Origin of the sequence: Methylobacterium sp. 285MFTsu5.1 (assembly GCF_000383455.1) — a bacterium.
Classification (GTDB): Bacteria; Pseudomonadota; Alphaproteobacteria; order Rhizobiales; family Beijerinckiaceae; genus Methylobacterium.
Genome location: NZ_KB911288.1, coordinates 1 through 18,057 on the forward strand (window position 1 = coordinate 1; position 18,057 = coordinate 18,057).

General features: G+C 62.1%; 27 protein-coding genes. 11 read left to right on the forward strand and 16 right to left on the reverse strand.

The window, feature by feature from the left end; genetic code table 11:
- The first annotated feature begins 219 nt into the window (after positions 1–219).
- Genes H288_RS0123035 through H288_RS0123050 form a run of 4 tightly spaced genes read left to right on the forward strand, consistent with a single transcriptional unit; the run spans position 220 to position 1,119 of the window.
- Complete coding sequence (locus tag H288_RS0123035) at positions 220–480, forward strand: hypothetical protein (protein WP_020094939.1); 261 nt, start codon at positions 220–222, stop codon at positions 478–480.
- The gene (locus H288_RS0123040) at positions 477–677 is read left to right on the forward strand and encodes a hypothetical protein (protein WP_020094940.1); all 201 of its coding nucleotides are present in this window, start codon (positions 477–479) and stop codon (positions 675–677) included. Before H288_RS0123035 ends, H288_RS0123040 begins: the two co-directional genes overlap by 4 nt.
- Before the next feature lie 4 nt (positions 678–681).
- Positions 682–864: a hypothetical protein gene (locus tag H288_RS0123045; RefSeq protein WP_020094941.1), complete on the forward strand. Its 183-nt coding sequence runs from the start codon at positions 682–684 to the stop codon at positions 862–864.
- A gap of 12 nt (positions 865–876) precedes the next feature.
- Positions 877–1,119, forward strand: coding sequence for a hypothetical protein (locus H288_RS0123050; RefSeq protein ID WP_020094942.1), 243 nt, complete (start codon positions 877–879; stop codon positions 1,117–1,119).
- Between the two features lie 10 nt (positions 1,120–1,129).
- Here H288_RS0123050 and H288_RS0123055 read toward each other — a convergent pair whose 3' ends face one another.
- The 3 genes from H288_RS0123055 to H288_RS0123065 are packed head-to-tail and all read right to left on the reverse strand — an operon-like array spanning position 1,130 to position 3,107.
- Positions 1,130–2,458 carry a Y-family DNA polymerase gene (locus tag H288_RS0123055; protein ID WP_020094943.1) on the reverse strand — a complete coding sequence of 443 codons (1,329 nt, stop codon included), beginning with the start codon at positions 2,456–2,458 and terminating at the stop codon, positions 1,130–1,132.
- Positions 2,455–2,907: a translesion error-prone DNA polymerase V autoproteolytic subunit gene (gene umuD, locus H288_RS0123060; protein ID WP_020094944.1), complete on the reverse strand. Its 453-nt coding sequence runs from the start codon at positions 2,905–2,907 to the stop codon at positions 2,455–2,457. Before umuD ends, H288_RS0123055 begins: the two co-directional genes overlap by 4 nt.
- A 5-nt stretch (positions 2,908–2,912) precedes the next feature.
- Positions 2,913–3,107, reverse strand: coding sequence for a hypothetical protein (locus tag H288_RS0123065; RefSeq protein WP_020094945.1), 195 nt, complete (start codon positions 3,105–3,107; stop codon positions 2,913–2,915).
- A 201-nt stretch (positions 3,108–3,308) separates the two neighbouring features.
- Between H288_RS0123065 and H288_RS0123070 the strand changes: the two genes are divergently transcribed.
- Positions 3,309–3,560 (forward strand): hypothetical protein, encoded by a 252-nt coding sequence (locus H288_RS0123070; protein ID WP_026605220.1) that lies wholly within the window; start codon positions 3,309–3,311, stop codon positions 3,558–3,560.
- Positions 3,561–3,990: 430 nt separating this feature from the next.
- Here the strand turns inward: H288_RS0123070 and H288_RS0123075 are convergent, their stop codons facing one another.
- Positions 3,991–4,188 (reverse strand): hypothetical protein, encoded by a 198-nt coding sequence (locus tag H288_RS0123075; RefSeq protein ID WP_020094947.1) that lies wholly within the window; start codon positions 4,186–4,188, stop codon positions 3,991–3,993.
- A gap of 521 nt (positions 4,189–4,709) precedes the next feature.
- Between H288_RS0123075 and H288_RS35180 the strand changes: the two genes are divergently transcribed.
- Positions 4,710–4,925 carry a hypothetical protein gene (locus tag H288_RS35180; protein ID WP_158684222.1) on the forward strand — a complete coding sequence of 72 codons (216 nt, stop codon included), beginning with the start codon at positions 4,710–4,712 and terminating at the stop codon, positions 4,923–4,925.
- Between the two features lie 226 nt (positions 4,926–5,151).
- On the opposite strand, the gene H288_RS34145 is transcribed toward H288_RS35180, so the two are convergent.
- The gene (locus H288_RS34145; protein WP_081636522.1) at positions 5,152–6,093 is read right to left on the reverse strand and encodes a glycosyltransferase; all 942 of its coding nucleotides are present in this window, start codon (positions 6,091–6,093) and stop codon (positions 5,152–5,154) included.
- A 383-nt stretch (positions 6,094–6,476) separates the two neighbouring features.
- Between H288_RS34145 and H288_RS0123085 the strand changes: the two genes are divergently transcribed.
- Positions 6,477–6,674, forward strand: coding sequence for a hypothetical protein (locus H288_RS0123085; RefSeq protein ID WP_020094949.1), 198 nt, complete (start codon positions 6,477–6,479; stop codon positions 6,672–6,674).
- Between the two features lie 182 nt (positions 6,675–6,856).
- A complete protein-coding gene (locus H288_RS0123090; protein WP_020094950.1) occupies positions 6,857–7,183 on the forward strand; it encodes a hypothetical protein in 327 nt (108 codons plus the stop codon).
- Positions 7,184–7,507: 324 nt separating this feature from the next.
- Here H288_RS0123090 and H288_RS0123095 read toward each other — a convergent pair whose 3' ends face one another.
- Both H288_RS0123095 and H288_RS36280 read right to left on the reverse strand, forming a co-directional pair.
- Complete coding sequence (locus tag H288_RS0123095) at positions 7,508–8,221, reverse strand: class I SAM-dependent methyltransferase (protein WP_020094951.1); 714 nt, start codon at positions 8,219–8,221, stop codon at positions 7,508–7,510.
- Between the two features lie 289 nt (positions 8,222–8,510).
- Positions 8,511–8,645, reverse strand: a complete 135-nt coding sequence (locus H288_RS36280; protein WP_020094952.1) for a hypothetical protein — start codon at positions 8,643–8,645, stop codon at positions 8,511–8,513.
- Between the two features lie 287 nt (positions 8,646–8,932).
- Here H288_RS36280 and H288_RS35185 point away from each other — a divergent pair, with 287 nt between their 5' ends.
- Entirely contained in the window at positions 8,933–9,829 is an 897-nt protein-coding gene (locus H288_RS35185) for a class I SAM-dependent methyltransferase (protein WP_158684223.1), read from the forward strand.
- Between the two features lie 48 nt (positions 9,830–9,877).
- Positions 9,878–10,573: a hypothetical protein gene (locus H288_RS35190; protein ID WP_158684224.1), complete on the forward strand. Its 696-nt coding sequence runs from the start codon at positions 9,878–9,880 to the stop codon at positions 10,571–10,573.
- Between the two features lie 65 nt (positions 10,574–10,638).
- Here H288_RS35190 and H288_RS35195 read toward each other — a convergent pair whose 3' ends face one another.
- Complete coding sequence (locus H288_RS35195; RefSeq protein ID WP_158684225.1) at positions 10,639–12,141, reverse strand: hypothetical protein; 1,503 nt, start codon at positions 12,139–12,141, stop codon at positions 10,639–10,641.
- Between the two features lie 7 nt (positions 12,142–12,148).
- Positions 12,149–13,618: a glycosyltransferase family 61 protein gene (locus tag H288_RS0123120; protein ID WP_081636523.1), complete on the reverse strand. Its 1,470-nt coding sequence runs from the start codon at positions 13,616–13,618 to the stop codon at positions 12,149–12,151.
- A 136-nt stretch (positions 13,619–13,754) separates the two neighbouring features.
- Between H288_RS0123120 and H288_RS35200 the strand changes: the two genes are divergently transcribed.
- Positions 13,755–13,985 (forward strand): hypothetical protein, encoded by a 231-nt coding sequence (locus H288_RS35200; protein WP_158684226.1) that lies wholly within the window; start codon positions 13,755–13,757, stop codon positions 13,983–13,985.
- A 111-nt stretch (positions 13,986–14,096) separates the two neighbouring features.
- On the opposite strand, the gene H288_RS0123125 is transcribed toward H288_RS35200, so the two are convergent.
- From H288_RS0123125 to H288_RS0123155, 7 genes are all read right to left on the reverse strand, one after another.
- On the reverse strand, positions 14,097–14,453 hold the full coding sequence (locus H288_RS0123125; protein ID WP_020094957.1) for a hypothetical protein: 357 nt from the start codon (positions 14,451–14,453) through the stop codon (positions 14,097–14,099).
- A gap of 65 nt (positions 14,454–14,518) precedes the next feature.
- Positions 14,519–14,944 carry a hypothetical protein gene (locus tag H288_RS0123130; RefSeq protein ID WP_020094958.1) on the reverse strand — a complete coding sequence of 142 codons (426 nt, stop codon included), beginning with the start codon at positions 14,942–14,944 and terminating at the stop codon, positions 14,519–14,521.
- Entirely contained in the window at positions 14,944–15,210 is a 267-nt protein-coding gene (locus H288_RS0123135) for a hypothetical protein (RefSeq protein ID WP_020094959.1), read from the reverse strand. The genes H288_RS0123130 and H288_RS0123135 overlap by 1 nt, the downstream gene beginning before the upstream one ends.
- 1 nt (position 15,211) lies before the next feature.
- Positions 15,212–15,850 carry a lysozyme gene (locus H288_RS32715; protein WP_020094960.1) on the reverse strand — a complete coding sequence of 213 codons (639 nt, stop codon included), beginning with the start codon at positions 15,848–15,850 and terminating at the stop codon, positions 15,212–15,214.
- Positions 15,851–15,863: 13 nt separating this feature from the next.
- Positions 15,864–16,199, reverse strand: coding sequence for a septal ring lytic transglycosylase RlpA family protein (locus H288_RS0123145; RefSeq protein ID WP_020094961.1), 336 nt, complete (start codon positions 16,197–16,199; stop codon positions 15,864–15,866).
- A 109-nt stretch (positions 16,200–16,308) separates the two neighbouring features.
- Positions 16,309–17,811, reverse strand: coding sequence for a hypothetical protein (locus H288_RS0123150; protein WP_020094962.1), 1,503 nt, complete (start codon positions 17,809–17,811; stop codon positions 16,309–16,311).
- 8 nt (positions 17,812–17,819) lie between these two features.
- A complete protein-coding gene (locus H288_RS0123155; RefSeq protein WP_020094963.1) occupies positions 17,820–18,056 on the reverse strand; it encodes a hypothetical protein in 237 nt (78 codons plus the stop codon).
- Position 18,057 lies beyond the last annotated feature (1 nt).

Below are 18,057 nucleotides of genomic sequence, written 5' to 3' on the forward strand. Positions count from 1 at the left end.
TCTGGGGGACTAGGGGTCGTGGGTTCGAATCCCGCCACTCCGACCATTAAAGCCTTTCTGCTGAAAGGCTTTTTCCACGAACAACCGGCCGGCCGCCGGTAAGCCGAAGCGGAACGGACGGTGCACGTGGGGGCCATGGGGCGCCAAAACCACCCACGGAATCCCCCACGGTGTGTTCTCGGTTGGTGCGCCGCTCGTGTTGGAGGGTAGCCGGAGCCGATGGCCAAGGAACCGCCGACCGTCTCCGAACTGCGCAAAGCCGCTGAGGTCACCGACCAGGAGATCGATGCCGCGGCCGACGCCGTGCTCGCGGACCTGGCGACCGAGGCCTACCCGCTGGCGAGGGGCTGGACCCTCGACCTCGTTGAGACGCTCCGCACGAACACGCGGGCGGCCGAGGCGTTGACTACCGACAAGCCGGCCTGGAAGCGCAACATGATCCGGACTGCGATCCTGCTGGCGCACCCGGTGAAGGGATGAGCGGCGACACCGATCCCGACCACGCGGCGTCCGTCGACCGCCTGATGGAGCGGTTGAGCGGCTTCGCGCAGGGAATCGGGATAAGCGGCATCGAGGCGCGCGAGATCATCAAGCGCGTGATCGCGTCCGACCCGTCAGCGGGCGACGGAGACCTGATGGCCAAGGCCCGCACCTGGATGCTGATCGCGCTGGGTTAGCGGCATGAGCGACGAGGCCGACCCGATCATGGAGGCGGTCGACGCGCTCCGCGCCGCTGGCGTCGCGGTGTGGCCGATCGGCGACGAGCTCGAGCACTGGCAAATTGGCGATCTGGTCTATGCCGACGCCGATCTGTGGCGCCTGGCCTCGAGCCGTGGACTCGTCGAGGACAGCGACTCGCGATAGTCCGTCGCCGCCATGCCTTCCGAACCGAAAGCCCCGATCCGTGGCCGTCACCTTGAGGCCCTGCGCGCCGTCGCCGAGAACCCCGGCGGACTGAGGCATGAGGCCTACCCGACCGTGATGCCGATCCTGGAAGAGCTCGGCTACGTCGAGGAGCGCACAACGCGCGGCAACACCGGCAGGCGCGTATGGCACCTGACGCCGGGTGGGCGCGAGCTACTGATCGCGCTTGGTATCCGCGAGAGCGCCGAACCCTGACGCCCGACCTTTAGGTGTAGGCGACCGGCAGCTCGCTCACCTGCGTCGTGTACCGCGGCGTGCGCATCTCGAACTTGGTGTTCCAGTCGCGCCGGCTCACCAGCCCCGCCCGCGCCGGCACGACGGCGCCGCGTCCCCAGCGCGCGTTGCACGCGTCCATCGCTGCCATCAGCGGCCCCGACCGGTCCCGATCCAGCGCGCCGATCAGCGCCCGCGGGCTGTGCGACAGCGGCACGAGGTCGTTCGTGACGATCCCGGCCTTGCTGTACCGCCACGGCCGCACGCCCGGCTCGCGCCAGGTCCGCGCCACCCCGTGCCGCGCCGCCTTGATCAACGCCAGCGTGTCCGACGAGTGCTCGGGCAGCTGTACGGTGGTCGAGACCGAGCGCATCGGCTCGTCCCGGTCGTGTTCGCTCGTGTGATAGAATATCGTGACGTGGTTGGTGCCCAACCCCTCCCGCCGCAGCTTCTCCCCGAGCCGCGTGGCGTGCGCCGCTACCGCCTCCTCCAGCACCGCCCGCTCGGTGATCCGGCCGGAGAACGAGCGCGTCACTGCGCAGCCCTTTCGCCGCGCCGGCACCATCTCCAGCGGCAGGCAAGCCGCGCCGCGCAGCTCGTAGATGATGCGCTCGCCGACCACGGTCAGGCCCTTGCGCACCGGGCGTGGGTCGAGGTCGCGCAGGTCCGCCACGCTCTCGACGCCCATCGCCTGGAGCTTGGCCAGCGAGGCCCGGCCGATGCCCCAGACCTCGGCGACGTCGATCCGGCACAGCCAATGCGCGTAGGCCGCCGGGTCGGTCAGGTCGCACACGCCGTTCAGCACCGGCACGGTCTTGGCGATGTGGTTGGCGAGCTTGGCCAGCGTCTTGGTCGGGCCGATGCCGACGCAGGTCGGGATCCCGGTCCAGGCCCGGACCGTGGCGCGCAGGTCGCGCGCGAGCTCGCCCCGTAAGACCGGCGCCACGTCCGACAGGTTCAGGAAGCTCTCGTCGATGGAATAGATCTCCACCTGCGGGCTGAACTGCCGGTAGACCGCGTTGGTCCGCCCCGACATGTCGCCGTAGAGGGTGTAGTTCGACGAGAACACCCGCACGCCCTGGACCCGGCACAGGTCGCGGATCTTGAAGTACGGGTCGCCCATCTTGATGCCGAGCGCCTTGGCCTCGCTGGTGCGGGCGATGGCGCAGCCGTCGTTGTTCGAGAGCACGATCACCGGCACGGTGGCGAGCTTGGGGTCGAACACGCGCTCGCACGAGCAGTAGAAGCTGTTGCCGTCGATCAGCGCCACGGCGCGGCCGCCGCCGATCCGGTCGCGCTGCCGGGCCTCGGGCGTGCTCACGAGAGCTGCCCGCGGGCGACGTGCCAGCGGATCGAGAAGCGCACCACGCCCCAGATCACGCCCTCGCCGAGCTCATCGATCGCGAAGGCGGGCAGGTCCGGATTGCAGAAGGCGAGCCGGGCGACGTTGCCGTCGATCACGAGGCGCTTGCAGCTCATCTGGCCGTCGACCGCCGCGACGACGATGCTGCCGTGCCCGGCCGTGAGGCTTCGGTCGACGCAGGCGAGATCGCGGTCGTAGATGCCAGCGCCCTCCATGGACGAGCCGCTGATCCGCCACAGGAAGGTGGCGGGCGGGTTCGGCACGAGCCAGCGCGGCAGCTCGAGCGCGCCTTCCAGGAAGTCGTCGGCGGGCGACGGGAAGCCGGCGCATAGGGCCTGCCCGAGCAGCGGCACGCGGACGGCGTCGGGGCTGTGGATCAGCAGCTCGTCGATCCGGTGAACTGACATGAGGTTCAGGCTGCGCAGATGCGGCCGCGCGCGTAGCCGTGGGAGACCAGCCGCCCATGGTCTGCGATGTGGCGCTCCGCGGCATCGATGTCGGCAAGGGCGTCGGCGATCGCCTGCACCAGCGCCGTCCAGCCATCCCGATGCGCGGCTTGGTAGTAGTGGAGTGCGATCGCCTCGGCTTCAGTGAGACGAAACTCCACAGGTGGCTCATGCGGGAGAGCGTGCATCGCGTTCCGATTCCCTGCTAGAACAGACTGAGAACAAAGCGCAGGGGTGATCGCGGTTCAACCGCCGGATCGGCGGCAGCTTGGATAGCCGTGGATCTCTGTGGAAGGCACCCGGAAACGCCAATGCTGTCCGGGCCTTGGCGCTACCGAGACCGCTTGGAGGAGAAGACGACGATGGCGATGAAGACGGCGTTCGTGGTGCAGCCCTTCGAGCTTCATCGGAAGCGGCTGCGGCCGGCCCGGCAGGAGCCGGCGCAGACCGAGAGCGGGGCGGTGAAGAAGGCCGAGAACCTGGCCAAGCAGATGCCGGGCGCGGCGGCGCTGAAGGTGGTGGCTGACGACGAGACCGGCGAGCTGGAGGGCGTCACGATCCTCGGCCAGTGGGGCGAGATCCCCGACGATTTCGCCGAGAGCCTGCAGGGCTGATCGTCAGCTGCTTCCCTTCACCACCAACTGTCAGGCTGGCAGCTCACAGGCCCAACTGACCTTCGCCTGGTAGCCACAAGGCCGCGATCTTCGCTTTGGAGGAGAACTCGGTTGCAAGGCGCGGCTCGCTCACGCGCACCCTATGCTGCCGATATCAACCTGACATGACGCTTGGGTAAGATTTTAGCTATGAGGTTGCGCCTCGCGTTAAACGCCGTCGCTCTAAAGTTGCATCCATGCGGAGGACGACGATGACGCGGCTCAAGTTTGATAAGGCATGGGCGCTCGTGCTGCTTGGTACAGCACTGACTGCTGGCACATTTACAACTGCGATTATTCGTCTTGTGCAATCGTTTAACTAGAATAAATTCTCACAATGCCACAGTTTCCGTCGTGATGACGCGCGCTTATTAGAATTGTCGACGTAAATCTAGATCAGACTGCCCGCTGACGGGGCGGTTAGCGTCTTCCCGGCTCGGGTAACCAGCTTCGAGAACGCCAGCGCGGCTGCCGACGCCTGTGCTTCGGACGGGAAGGTCCGGTCCGATTCCATCACCGGCAGATGCGTGGAGTCGAGCAGCACCCAGGTCCAGAGATGGCGGCCGGTGGATCGGATCTCGAAATGCATGGTCGGCTCGGTATGCGAGTGGACATACCGGCACATTGCGCCTGGAAAAGGCCTGAGGCGTTAATGGCTCGCTGGGCGCAACATCCTATGCCGGCTCACATCGCGGTTGCCCCCGACATCCTCGCAGAACACAGGCAGGATCAGCCGCGCCTTTGACCGGGAATTCCCAGGCCAGCGGCCTATTTTCGTGCGGCTAGCGATCGAGCAAAAGCAAAAAGCTTCCGGCGATCAGATGCATCCTCGATTTGGATCCAGAGCCGGAGTAGCTCGCTGGGAGTGTCTACCGCAGGGCCAGCAGCGATCGCCTCTCGGAGCGCCGCTTCCGACACTCCCAATGCCTCGGCGATCTGTCCCATGCGCGCTCCGTTCCGAGCGTGACCCTCACCATCATCAGCAGGACTATTCACCGCTACAAAGATCCTAACCGGCGCTCATAAAGCGCCGACCGACGCCGATCCCGATATATCAAGACGCCTTGCCGCAGCCGCGTAATCCCTGTGCGCCACTTAACCTCAGTACGAATGCACTGGTATCGTTTCGCAGCACTGGAGGCGCTGGTGGAGCCACCAAACGATTTCGAGGCGATGGCAGAGACCTGCATCGCCAACCACGAAGCGATCCTCCAACACGGATCGCCTGAGATGCAGACCGCCTCACGCATGCTGCTTTACGCATTGGCCGAGGAGATCCGCCGACGTGAGCAGACAATGTCCGCCGTGAATGACGACGAGGCTTAACGCGCCTTGGCCGCGAACTCCCAGACCGGCGGCCCCTAGGTCTGCCCGGGCTTGGTCCGGTAGCCGGAGAACCGGTCGAACACGATCCGGTCCTGCTCGACGCCGAAGACCATTCAGTCATTGACCATCGCGACGCCGGTATGTTCACTTAAGAACCAACGAAGCCATCCATGAATGATCAAATTCAGACTTGGCCAATCCACATACCAGTCGCTATTGAGCCTCTTTAGTTAAGATTGAGGCGCTCTGGTATCCTAGAAAAAATCTTAGGATCGGTATCCTGAAGAGTCTTTATCATATCGACTTTTCCAGTTCGGACATAAAGCAATAGCAGCAAAGCTGCGAATGGAAGTGCGCGATTTTCTTCGTACCAAACGGAGTCGGCGTCGCTTAGAATTCGCCTCGCAGCGGCGAGATGGAATTTCAGCTCGGCAATCCCGTGTTTGAGATTTTGCTTGTCCCAGTTGCTATCGTAGTCCCACCACATACCATTTGAATGACGGCGGTAGACTGAAGTGACTTCGTCTAGAAAGGCGATGTCTCCTTCACGAGCGTGCACCATGTGCAGATAGTAATCGCCAGGCAAAATACCTCGCGGAACATGATCCTCGACCCTTCTTTCCGTAAATATCCACCTGTAGACCACCGTACATGTCGGGATTGGGTTTGTATTCATCAAGTCAGCCAAATTGAAGCGGCTCCGGTTTGCGATAATGCTGCCCTTGGGGGCAACTTCGTCAGACAATGAAGCATCATCGTATATGATCCGCGCCTTACTGAAACAGATCGACAAAGATGGGTCATCCTTTAGTATTCGAATTTGTTTATGCAACTTGTCGTCAGTAATAAAATAATCGTCACCATCGCACATTGCGACGTATTTTCCACGAATATGCTGGCATGCTTTGGTGAAATTTTCCTCCGCGCCGACATTTGTCGTTTGAACAAAATGCCTGACGATTTGAGGGTGCCTATCGGCGTATTCCCGTACTATGTCCGTCGTTCCGTCCGTGGAAGCATCGTCAGCAACGATTATCTCGAATGAAACATCCTTTTGAGCTAGAAAGCTATCCAAACATTCGCGAATAAATTTCGCATGATTGAATGCAAGGCAAATGATTGTAACTTCCGGATTTGTGGCAATCGATGCTATAGTTGATGCAGTCATTTTCGGGCCGTGCGTATCGAGATCTGGCTATGGCAGTCTGTCAATTGGGTCGTGCCTGATGTCAATGGATTGATCGCGCTGCGAACGCTGCGCGAGGGAACATCGTGGCGCACCGCAAAAAGCCGGGTCGTCGGCTACTTCAATGGCTAAAGGGCGGTTCCTGTGGGCCGCTCGGCCCCGCCCCGATCTGCTCACGGGGCGGGGGAGCGCCTGATCTCACCAGCGTGTGAGCCGAGCCGATACGCAACTTGGCTCGCAGGCAGGATGGTCGATGGCGGCTACCGGGCCGTGCCCATGCCGGCGACCGGCTCGTCCCGCGTCGGGATTCGGGCTATTTTGAAGCCCGATCCGGCGAACCATGGGCTCGAAGCGAGAGGGGTGTCATGGACCCAGAACCGCTTACCATCGACAACGAGGCCGAGGCCAAGCAGTACCTGACGGATCTCCTTCGCCACCGGGATTTCCAATCCATGGACGTGATCGAGTCGCGCTGCGCCAAGCTCGTCCCGAACCCGACCGTGAAGGCCTATTTCTTGGCCGAAGGCGCCAAGATGCTAGCCAAGTTGAAGGGCCAGCTCTGAACGAAAAAGCCCCGCGCGGCGGTGCCGGCGGGGCTGAGTGAATCCCTGTGAGGAATACCGGGCCATCGCAGGCCGCGGGGCAGCGCGGGGCACAGAGCCACTCGCGCACGGGGATCGGTCAACGCTTGCGGCGCAGCTCGAAATGATGGATCGAGCGTGGGTCTCGTGTTCGGAGATCGATCATGAAGCTGCGCATGCTGCGGCCGTTCAGACGCCCTCCGTCGTTCGTTAAGGTCCGGCTGCCCGGCTTCGATCCCGTCTACTATCTGAACGCCTACCCGGATGTGCAGGTCGCGGGGTTGAACCCGCTCGACCACTACCTTCGGCACGGCTGGAAGGAAGGCCGGGATCCGAGCGCGGGCTTCAGCACATCGGGCTATCTGGCCGCGAACCCCGACGTAGCCGCCTCCGGCCACAACCCGCTCGTGCACTTCGTGAACACCGGCTTGGCCGAGGGTCGGAGCGGCTTCTTCAAGGACCCGAAGTCGCCAGCTCCGAAGCCGCGCTGAGGATTGGGCGTGAGAAAGCCCGCGCCGGCGGACCGGGTGGGCTGAAAGGGGTTGCGTCGGCGAGGTCAGACCGACTGAGAGCTGACCACAGACAAAGAACCGACCTGCCGACGCACGACCGCGAGGCGGTCGCGACGCGACGTGTCGTCTGGAAAAGCGGATTGATCAACCTCGGCTAGCACGAAAAAGCCCCGCGCGGCCGTGCCGGCGGGGCTGAAGTGGCGGCGGCCGTCCAAGCTGCCGGTCGCGGTGCAATAGCAGACGATGGGGCACGAAAAAACCGCCGCGGCCGGAGCCGGGCGGCCAATCATTCCCCTTCCAGGTTTAGCGCTTGGCGCAGAGCGAGAGGGCTGGCCCGTTTGAGTTTGCCGCATCGGACTGCACCGACGTCGTGAACCCGCGATCGTGGAAGAATTGGATCAGGCTGTCGTGCTCCAGCCAGACCGCGTGCCGCTCGGAGCCGCCTGAGAAGCCCCGCCAGGCCATCGCTGCCTCCGGATAAAAGCGCTTCACGCCGCGATACGGCGAGCCCTTCAGGGCGGCTGGCTTGGCATAGAGGTTGTTGTCCGGACGCGCCTGGATTGCCTCGTGATCGTAGTAGTGGGTCCAGAGCATGATGCGGTCAGCCTTGCTGGCCATCCGCTCCAGGAGCACCAGCGGCTCCGTCATGTGGTAGAGGACGCCGCAGGCGATGATCGCGTCGAAGCGAGGGCAGTCGGCGAGGTACGGGACGAAGTTCCCCAGCTTGTAGGTGACGCGCTTCATGGCCATCACCTCCTTCATGCAGAGGCATTTCAGGAAGGCGCGCGAGTTGCCCTCAATCGCGGTGACCGAGGCGGCGCCGAGCCGCTCCAGTAGGTAGGAGTGTGCGCCCTCCAGCGGGCCGAGCTCGAGAACGTCGAAGCCCTCGAACGGTCCGAGTACCTCGTTGGCCCAGGCTATCCTCGGATCCGTGAACAGCTCGGCATAGCCGGGGCTGGCCACGGCGCCGGCATCCGGCGGCAAGATGGTCGACCACTCCCCGTGGAAGAGGTCCATAACGTTCTGAAGATCGGGGGCAGACCTTACGAAGTCTCTTTCCGACGACATCCGGGACCTCAGGCGCGAGCATGGGCAACTCGCCGATCGGCTCGCGAGTTTGCCTCACCCCTGCCGCCGGCACGTTGATCGCTGCTACAACGATAGCGATCCGCCGCCTACCGGTGGTTGATGCGATGCAGTCGCGTTCGCGCAAAAAACCGCCGCGGCCGGAGCCGGGCAGTTCGAGGTGGTCTCGTCGGGGAATGTCGAGGCCCGGTCTACGCGCGGGCGTGCGGGGTGGTTCCGGTCAGATCCTCGGCTCTCGGTCGAGCCAGGGCCGCAGCTTCTCGACCAGCCAGCGCAGATCCGGCTGGGTCAGGTTCAGGACGGCGCGGTCGTTGGCTTGGCGTGCCTTGCTGATCGAGGCCGATCCCGCTTCCACGGGCGTGGCCGGCGGAGGCCCGCCACGGCGCGTCGGGCGGGCGGATTTCGGCGCCGCGAGGCGTGCTCGGCCAGGCGCTCGATCTGGTCGCGCTAGGTGGCGACGGCGGTCGGAAGGTCGGACATGGTCGCCGCGTTAAGGCTTAATGGTTGCCAGAACCCAAAAGCCGCAGCTGACATAGGAGAAGGCGAGTGACCGATGCGCCATAGCGAGGCGCGGCGAACGTGACTAACGCTAGCCGCAACCGGGCATCAGATCGCCGCAACCAAGTATGTGAGACGTAAACGATGGAAAAGAACCTGCTTGAAAACATATATTACGGTGGTGAGTTAGACAAATTAGAAGAAGGGACAAAGTGGCTCAAGCACTATCTTCGTAGGTCGGAGCCGCTATTCGATGGCGAGGCGCCGAACGTTGACCTAGATGCCACAAGTGCATTCGTGAGGGAGTTTTTCTCGAAATATTATGACGGCGCGTTCGGCGGCCCTATCACTCCAGGGGACGCCGCGTTCATTATGATATTCATGAGCGCCATCAAACCAAGTTTAATGATGGAAATTGGCGTAGCATCCGGCATATCATCGGCATTTATTTTGTCCTGCGCTGAGCACCTGCAACTAACAAGCGCGGGAACCTTTCTGAACAGCTTCGATATCTCCAAATCACATCAACCCGGTTTTGATGTTGGCCAAGTTCTAAGAACTCAATTCAGGCATCTTGAGCCACTTTGGCGGCTCAACACAGAACTAACGTCTTTAGACATATTGATGGACAGAGTCGCCTACATGCAGCCCACCACGGGACCAAGTATGGCGTTCATCGACGGGGGGCACGAGCATCCTTGGCCTTTCATCGACATTTTTGCGATGTCCAAGGTGCTGCCGCACAATTCTTGGATATTGCTTCAAGATACGCAGATAATGGAGCGGTGGATTGCTGACTGTATTATACACGGCTCACCTGCTCCTCGGCCTGTCCGCGGTGTCAACATAGCGTTGTCGCACTGGCCGGGCAGCAAGATCGTTGGGCTCGATATTTGCTACAACATGGCGGCCATAAAGCTCGATGTCAGCGCAGAGGCAATCGCGACATACTGCAGAGCTATGCTCAGTTATCCGTATGAGGATACCGATCTTGCGAATAATAACATCGCGGCTGAGCTGATGAGCCGATTTCTTGATTAAGACGAATGTCGCCTTTCTCGCCCTCTCATTACAAGGCTCAATGCTATAATGGAAACGCCCGAACAGCTTTCGATATATTACGGGAATGGAAAGGAACAGTTTGGCGCCCTGCTCGATGAGGTTGGCAGAGCTGCGACTTCTAACCATGAAACAGATCTCTGCCGCATCATGAAAAGATGCGGTAGTGACAAAGGATTAGGATGGCATAATTATACCTTGCTTTATCAGGAGCTTTTCAGGCCATTTATCAACGAAAGATTTCATCTCCTCGAAGTCGGCATTGGGACCAACAATCTAGATGTGCCTTCGAATATGGGAGAGTCCGGAGTCCCGGGTGCATCGCTACGAGGATGGCGTGAGTTCTTCTTACACTGCACTGTCTGCGGAGCAGATGTGGACAAGCGCATTCTCTTCGAGGAAGACCGGATCAGGACATTTTTTGTCGATCAAAACGACACGTCTTCGATTGACAACCTATTCTCGACCATACCTCATATCGAATTCGATATTATTATCGACGACGGTCTCCATGAGGTCATCGCAAATCGTAATTTGTTTGAGCGAGCCATACATCGGCTGAAATCAGGCGGCGTCTATGTTATTGAAGATATCGTGACAACATTCGTCAACCTGTCAAAATTTGACGAGCTCATTGCGCAGTCCGGAATGTCAGGCTTTATCTATCAGTTGCCCAGCGAGGCGAATAAGATCGACAATGCCGTCGCTGTGATCAAGAAGGCTTAGCCCTCAACGCCCCGACCGGCTATGCAAAACCTCGGTTTCGCGCGCCGCGGACCGAGGGCATGCCGTCAATTGTAGAGAAGGGAGTGTAGCTTACCCCTGAGATTGCAGACCCGCTTCAGGGTGTTAGCTGCGGTGTTGTTCCAGTCAACGCATCTGTTGAGCGGTACGTCGCCGAGGGACGGCTCACCTGGTCGCACATAGAGGCCAGTCTGCGCGCCCGCGTCGCCGCTCCCAACCAGCGCTATAGACGCATCGTGCGACCCACCGGGCTGAATGGTTGGCGTCGTGCCGGGGACAAGGAGTGGCCATCCAAGGCCTTCCTTGGCTGCGCCGGCCACCTCGAGCAGGACCTGCTTGTAGAGGCGCCCCGTCAAGACCAAGCCGCCGGCGCCCTGCGCGTCCAGGCCGAAGCCGATATTGGCGTCGGCGCCGCGGGCTGTGAGAGTGGGCGCAAAGCCCCTTCCGGTGCCGGATACCTCGATCCGGTTCACGGTGTCGGGAGTGTTCAAGACCCGCATGCCCTCAGCGCCCGCCAAACCGCCGAGACTGACGCCATCTCCCTGCACATCGATCTGGGTGAGCCTGGAGCCGTTTCGGACGCCGTTCTTAATTCGCAGCGGGTCTGGGCTGGTGGCCTCTCGAAATGACCCCGCTGCGATCTCCCACTCGCCTGTTGCCCGCCCCGAGATTGTCAGCGTTTCCTCGATCGCGCCATTTTGCTTCCCGATGCGAAGCGATGCGACCTGATCAGCGATATTGGCGCTGTAGCGGTATGCTACGTTTGCCTTGGTGACCGACCCATCTGATAGTGTGATCTGTGTCGGACTCTGGAATGTAACGGAGGTATAGGTTTTACCGTCAATGACAATGCGGAAGTCTGTCTGCTTCCCCACGTACGGCAAGAACTGCTGGCCGCTGACCCAAGTCACAACACCCTTAGCGACGTTTGCGCGGCCCGTCCCAGTTGTCATGACATACTGGAAGAAAACGTTGCTCATCGCCGGCAACTTTACGGGAGACCCATCCAGGTTGGTCAGAGTCAAACTGTTGCCGCCAACGGCAACAGACGCCACCCGATAAGGTGCACGATTTAGATAAAACCGATCGCCGACCCAGATCGGATCAAAGATCGTACCTTCAACTCGGGTGACCACGTTCGAGGTGCCGGTGGTGGATGCGTGCCCCTGGGCGCCAGCCCCACCAACAATCCATTCGGTCGGATTATAATTAAGCGATGTGACCGCTGCGGCCCAATTCGGATGTCCATCGTTGCGAAGGATCGTGCCTTGATAGCCTTGGTCGGCCCTGCCGCCGCCTATGACAAGGCCGCCTGCGCCCATATTGCCGCCGAGCCCGAGATACTCTGGGTAGACCAAGCGATGCCGATCAGGGGTCGCAAGCAGTCCCGGAAGCTGCGCACGATTGCTATCCGGCTGCTTCGCGTCGGCGCGCTGATCAGCTCCTGTTGGATCAGTGAAGGACTGCTCACCTAATCGCTGGAGCTGTTCCGCAGAGATTGGCGTAGGCGCAAGTGCGACGACGCCAATCAGAAGTGCGATGCGTCTCACCTGCACCTCACCGTGCGTCCAATGTGGCTCCGCTCGCGACCAAGATCTCGCGAACACCTTCGAGGAACGGCGCTATCTCGACCTCTTGAACGATGCGCTCTACCGGCAGTTTCTTCTGCTCCGGTGGCAGAGGAAGGCAGATCGCTGCGTACGCACGGCCCATTAAAGCGGCAATATGGTAATTCCACCAGTTCTGATGATTTTCGTTGAAGATCTCGATCACGGTGCAGCTCGGCGGCGTATACATGACGTTGTGCAGAGACCCGCCATGCACAGCCATGATGATGCTCGCCTTGCCGAAGAGCGACCGCTTTTCAATCTCGGATAAGTGGCCGGGATCGACGCGAATGAAATCGAACTCCTTCTCAAGCGCGTCCGCGACCTGGTCCTCATTCGAGAACCCTCGGCTGTTACCGACGTCCCGGCGCGAGAAAAATAGTCTCAGCCCTTGATCCTGCTGTGCGGGGCTTGCCTCATAGAGGCTCCGGAAGGTCTCCCCAACCAAATTCGAGAATGCGTATATGTGTGCCAAACGATGCGTCGACGGCACGTAAAGCCGCCTATAGCGCTTGGTCGAGTGATGCCGCCCTGGCGAGACCATGGGATAATTGACCCGCAGATCGCGCAAATGGTCGGCCCGAAACGCCACGGACTCAGGCGGCGCTATGAAGAGTGTCGGATGCTCCAGCAGCCCCATCGCACGGAGTCGCTCAAGCATGAGCGTCGTCGGAAGCTCCTGCACGAGCCAGTGCGCGAAGTTGGGGTCGGATAGCGTATTGGTTACAAAGAGCGGCTCTTCGTTATATTCTTCAACCTCGCCAGCGGCGAACTTCAGGGTCTTAGCGCCCTCATCCCATTCGGCATTGTAGTGACGAGGCCTGCGGGCGTGATAGGTCGTCGAGAAAAGCGGCACACAATTCCGGTCCGTGATCACGCTGCCGCCAAAGACCCAAGCGTCATGAATGACGTCGCACCTAACCTCTTCGGCGTCGTATGAGCCGGTGAAGTTCGCGAAGAAACTTATGCGGGCGCTCTGGTTGATAACTTTGACTGGCGGAGGAAGCTGCACACGCCGCCCCTCCTCTATAATAATTGAGTAGTCGATTAGGTCGCGCTCGAATTGTCGGCATTCGCTCAGCGTGGTCGCAGTGTGTCTAAGGCGTCCTGTGTGAGCGAACGGAATGTGATTGACCCGGATCAGAATATGCGCGATCGGCTTTCCAGATGGAACGGACGAGGCGAAAAACCCCTTCATCATATTGGGGCCGAAGCCATCAGCCCTTACAATTTCAAACAGAGTGGTAACCCTCCTCGATCCGTCGAGGACGGCAACTTGTCCATTTATATATTCCCAGTACCTCTCGTTGAAAGATGGCCCAACTATATCGCCGCTTAGCTTGAACTGTAAGTGCGAAACGAATTGACTTTGGTCATTCCTATACAAAGCCCATTCGCCAACGAGGCTATAGTCAGTCATGTACCGGCCCAGCGAGATCCCGTCCTCAGAAGCGCCGCAGCCTTAGCATGGAGCCCACCTGCTGGCACGCCTATGCCTTGCCTTGCGCTCTGCCTGCCGCTACGCCTGCCTAACGATCCGCCACCAAGGGGATTCCATGCGCGACGTTTGGTCGGATGAAAATGTCTACGCAATGATCGAAGAGCATCTTGGCCCTGATGCCGCCGACAAGCTAAGGCGGCAAGACAAGGAAGATCTCAGCAAGCGACCCATGGATAGAAGCGCCGAGCCTTCAAGATCTGCCATCAAGGATACTAGCATCGGCAATGCTGTTAGCTCCGGCAGCAGCGAGCAAGTCGGTCTGCGCACATCAATCAATCACGTCTGATCAGGAATCAGAAAAGCCCGCCGCGGCGGTGCCGGCGGGGCTAAAACGACGAAGGGCGCCCCGTCCGAAGCCAGGGCGTCCAGGGCGTTGACGGATGTTAACAGCCGCGGGTCAGTCGGGCGGGCGTCGCATGAAGGCCTTCAGCATCGCCTCGCGGGTCTCCTTCATCTCGTCCCGCACCGAGACCACCATGTCGTCGATACGCCGCTCCAGCCGGGTAATGACGTCGCCGGTCACGTAGGTCCGCGCCACCTCGATCTTGAAGGCGTTCAGCTTCTCCTCGAGCGACCGGATCTCGATCTTGGCCGCGGCCATGTCGATCGTCAGCGGCGAGACCGCCTCCTTCGTGCCGGTGCGCAGCTTCCCGATGATCCAGTCTGCGCCCTTGCCGAGCGCGATCAGGAACAGCGCGAGCGCGATGAGCTGCGCCCAGGTGATCGGCCCGGGCGACAGGAAGGACGTGTCCATGGGGGCGGTCTTTCGCTGCCTGCCCCCTGCGGGGAAGACGGAGGGTGAGGGTCAGAGGGAGGCGGCTACTTGCCGAAGATCCGGCGGACGGTCGGCGCGATGCCGGCGACGCCGATCACCGAGAGCACGATGGCGTTCTCCATGGCGTCGTACGGCGCCGGCAGCTTCGCGACCTGCCAGTTGAACCGGAAAGTGCTGTCGAGAACGATCGCGCCGAAGTGGATCATGCAGAGCCCGAACGCCGTCGGGATCATCCAGGCGGTCCAGGGCGACAAATGCTGCTCGGCGCGCTCCTGCGCGACGATCTTGCGCTCCTCGATGTACGCCGAGAGTTGTGCCTGGCCGACCGTGACGTCACCCGTCACGTTCTGCGCGTTCGTCAGCACGCCGTTGTCGGAGCGCTTGTTCAGATAGGCGAGCACCGCCTGGACGATGCCGGAGCCGAACAGCTTCACGAGGAGGCTGCCGGCCATGGCGAGGGCGGCGCCCATCAGCGCGGACCGGCGGCCGGCGGCGGGCCGACCATGGCGAGGCGCCGGATCACGACGCCCAGCACGACGCGCGCGATCGCCAGGATCGAGGCGGCCTTGGCGCCCCAGCCCGGCGGCAGCAGGACGGTGAAGTCGACGCCGGCCAGGGCATCGAGGACGTCCGGCACCGCCAGCACGAGGGCGAGCGCGTAGATCCGGTAGCCGCGCGCGGCTGCGTACCAGCGCATGATGCCGAGGCGGATCCGGTGAGAGCGGTCGCGGAGCATGTCAGGCCACCTTGGTCTTGCGGGAGAGGAGGGCGTGCAGGCGCGCCCAGAAGCCGGGCTCCGCGGCAGGGACCCACGCGGAGGCCGGCGGCTTGGCGCCCATCATCGTCGCGAGCGGATCAGGCACGCTCACCGGAGCCGGCAGCGTGCCGGCCATCGCCTTCACGGGCGAGCGGTCACCACGGCGCGCGTAGACCTTGGCGCCATCGTAGGAGGCGAGGGCGGCCTGGTCGTGCTCACCCTGCCGGCGCGAGATGATCGCGGCCGGCTTGTTCCACATCAGGAATGCCTCGACGGCACCCGCCAAGTCGCCGGCATTGGCGCGGCGGACCACGGTCGAGTGGGCGAAGCCGACCGGCCCGATGTTGTAGGCGAGGCTTACGCAGGCATCGAATAACGGCTGTGGGACGGGCTTGGCCAGGGCAGCGCGCACGGGCGCCGCGTACTTCTCCAGCGCGGCCGCGAAGAGCGCGTCGGACTGGACTGGCGTGATCGTCAGGCCCGGCACGACCTTGATCAGCCCGGAGGCGGTCGTAATCCCGGTTCCGATTGTCCAGACGCCGACGGAATCCTTGTAGGCGGTCAGCCGGGTGCCTTCGCGCCCCTCGAGGGCGGCGCGTCCGATGGGCGAGACGTCCATGGTGGTCTCCGGGTCAGCCGAGGATGGCGAGGTGGACGCGGCCGACGCCGGTGAGGCCGATGGCCCGGGCCGCGCCGCGCGAGAGGTCGATCGCCCGGCCGGCGATGAACGGGCCGCGGTCGTTGATCCGCACCACCACCGAGCGGCCGCCGTAGGTCACCCGCACGCGGGTGCCGAACGGTAGGGCACGGTGCGCCGCGGTCAGGCCGTCGGGCGCGAACCGCTCGCCGTTCGCCGTGCGGCGGCCGGAGCCGTACCAGGAGGCGACTTCGGCACGGGCGCACGAGGCCGATCCCGCGAGCGCGAGGCACGCGAAGGCGGCCCGCAGCGCGTTGCGCGGCAGGAGCATGAGAAGCGTCCGAGATAACGGGAGGGCCGAGTGGTCGAGCAGTCGCCTGACGTCAGGTTACCACCCTGCAGCGGGGATCTGCGGGGTATCAGCGATGCGGACCGAAGCGCTACTGATACGTGATCGCGCGCAACGCATTCGCCACGTTGCAATAGCGCTTCATCGTGTTGGCCGTAGAGTTATACCAGTCGGCGCAAAAGGCATTCGGGATATCGGAGGTCGTCGGGTCAGAGGCGCTGATGTAGAAATTGTTCTGGATGCCGGCGTTCTTGCCGATCAGAACAACTGGACCGTTCGCACCGCCTGCCGTGACGAGTGCCTGTCCAACGCCGTTGCTGAGCGTCGGGAAGCTGGTCGCGCCAGCAACCGAGTTGCCCTGCATGATGGTCGTGGCGCCGTTGTAGCCCTTCACCTGCAACGCGCCGGAGCCTTGCGCCTGAAGGGTCACAGGTACGTTGGCGTCGATGTCGCTTTGGCTGGCTAAGACCGGCCCAGACGTGCCGGTTGATGGCGCCGCCATGACCCACCGGCTTTCCGTCCCGGAGGATGGTCCAAGGACGCGCAGGACATCGAGGCCGTAGTCGCCGCCCAGCGTCAGATCGCCGTTCGGCTGAAGACCGAGTTGCGCGCGCAGTCCGCCGGGCGCCGTGTAAGCACCAGAGCCGATCGTTAGCTTTCGATGCTTGCCGACACCTGCGACTAGCGTGTTGATAAAGAAACCATTCGGTGTGGCGGCAAGGGTGAGGTTCTCCTCGCTCGCGCCCCAAAGTTTCTGAACACGTATTGTGGAGATTTGGTTGTTGATATTGCCGTAGCAGGCAAAGGAAACATTGCTCTGGGTGCCGGCACTGGTTGCCAGCGTCATCGAACGACCGTCCGAGGTGACCGAGGCGACGTTGTAGACGGTGCCGTTCAGCTTCACCGTCGGCACTTTGAGGAACAGCTGACCACTGACCCAGGTGACGGCTGTCCCTGAGACGTTTGCGGTGCCGGTCGCACTCGTCACTAGGTAATTAATCAGCTCAGTCTGGTTTGCCGGGAACGAAACCGCGCTCCCGTCGAGGTTAGTTACCGTGAGCGACCCGCCGTCGGCCGCCACACTGGCTACTTTGTAGTTCGTGCCGGCAAAGTAGAAGTACGGCTGCCCGACCCAGGCAGGATCGTAAAAGTTGCCGTCGATCCTGGTCACGGTGTTCCCGCCTGCCGTGACACTCGCTTGCCCCTGAGCCGGCGAGCCGTAGAGGACGAGTTCGACAGGGTTGTAGGTGATGCCGGATTGCAGGCGGTTCCAGTTCGCGTGGCCGTCAGAGGCAAAGGTCGAGCCTGCCGCCCCGGTCGGATCGAGGATCTTGAATGTGGGCGCCGCTGCCGTGCCCCCAAAAGTCGGCGCGTAGAGCATCCGCGAAAGGGACTGCGCAGGAGCAGACGCATTCGGCGTTACGCTCATCCCCGACACGTCACCGGTGGAACCCGGTCCGTTCAGGATGATCCGGTCCACATTCGGCCGGTACATATCCGGCGAGGCGTACCGGGATGCCTTCGTCGCGTCGTAGGCGAGCGCGTGGCTGGAGAGCAGCGTTAGAAAGGCCGCTAGGGTCGTGCGGAAGCGCATCTCGGTCCTCAGGAGGCGACGAACTGGAGGGTGTTACCGGAAATCCACGGATCTCCGACGCCAAGACCATCCGGCGACTTCGGCAGGAGGTCGTAGGCGGCGCGGAGCACCGCCGCGGGCTGGGCCTTCAGCAGCGCCAGGGCGAGCGCCGGGCTGATCAGCGTTCCGGCATCGAGGGCGGCCTGCGCCTGGGCGGTGGTGGCGAACTGGAGCGGGGTCGGCGGCGGGATCGCGGGCGCGGCCATG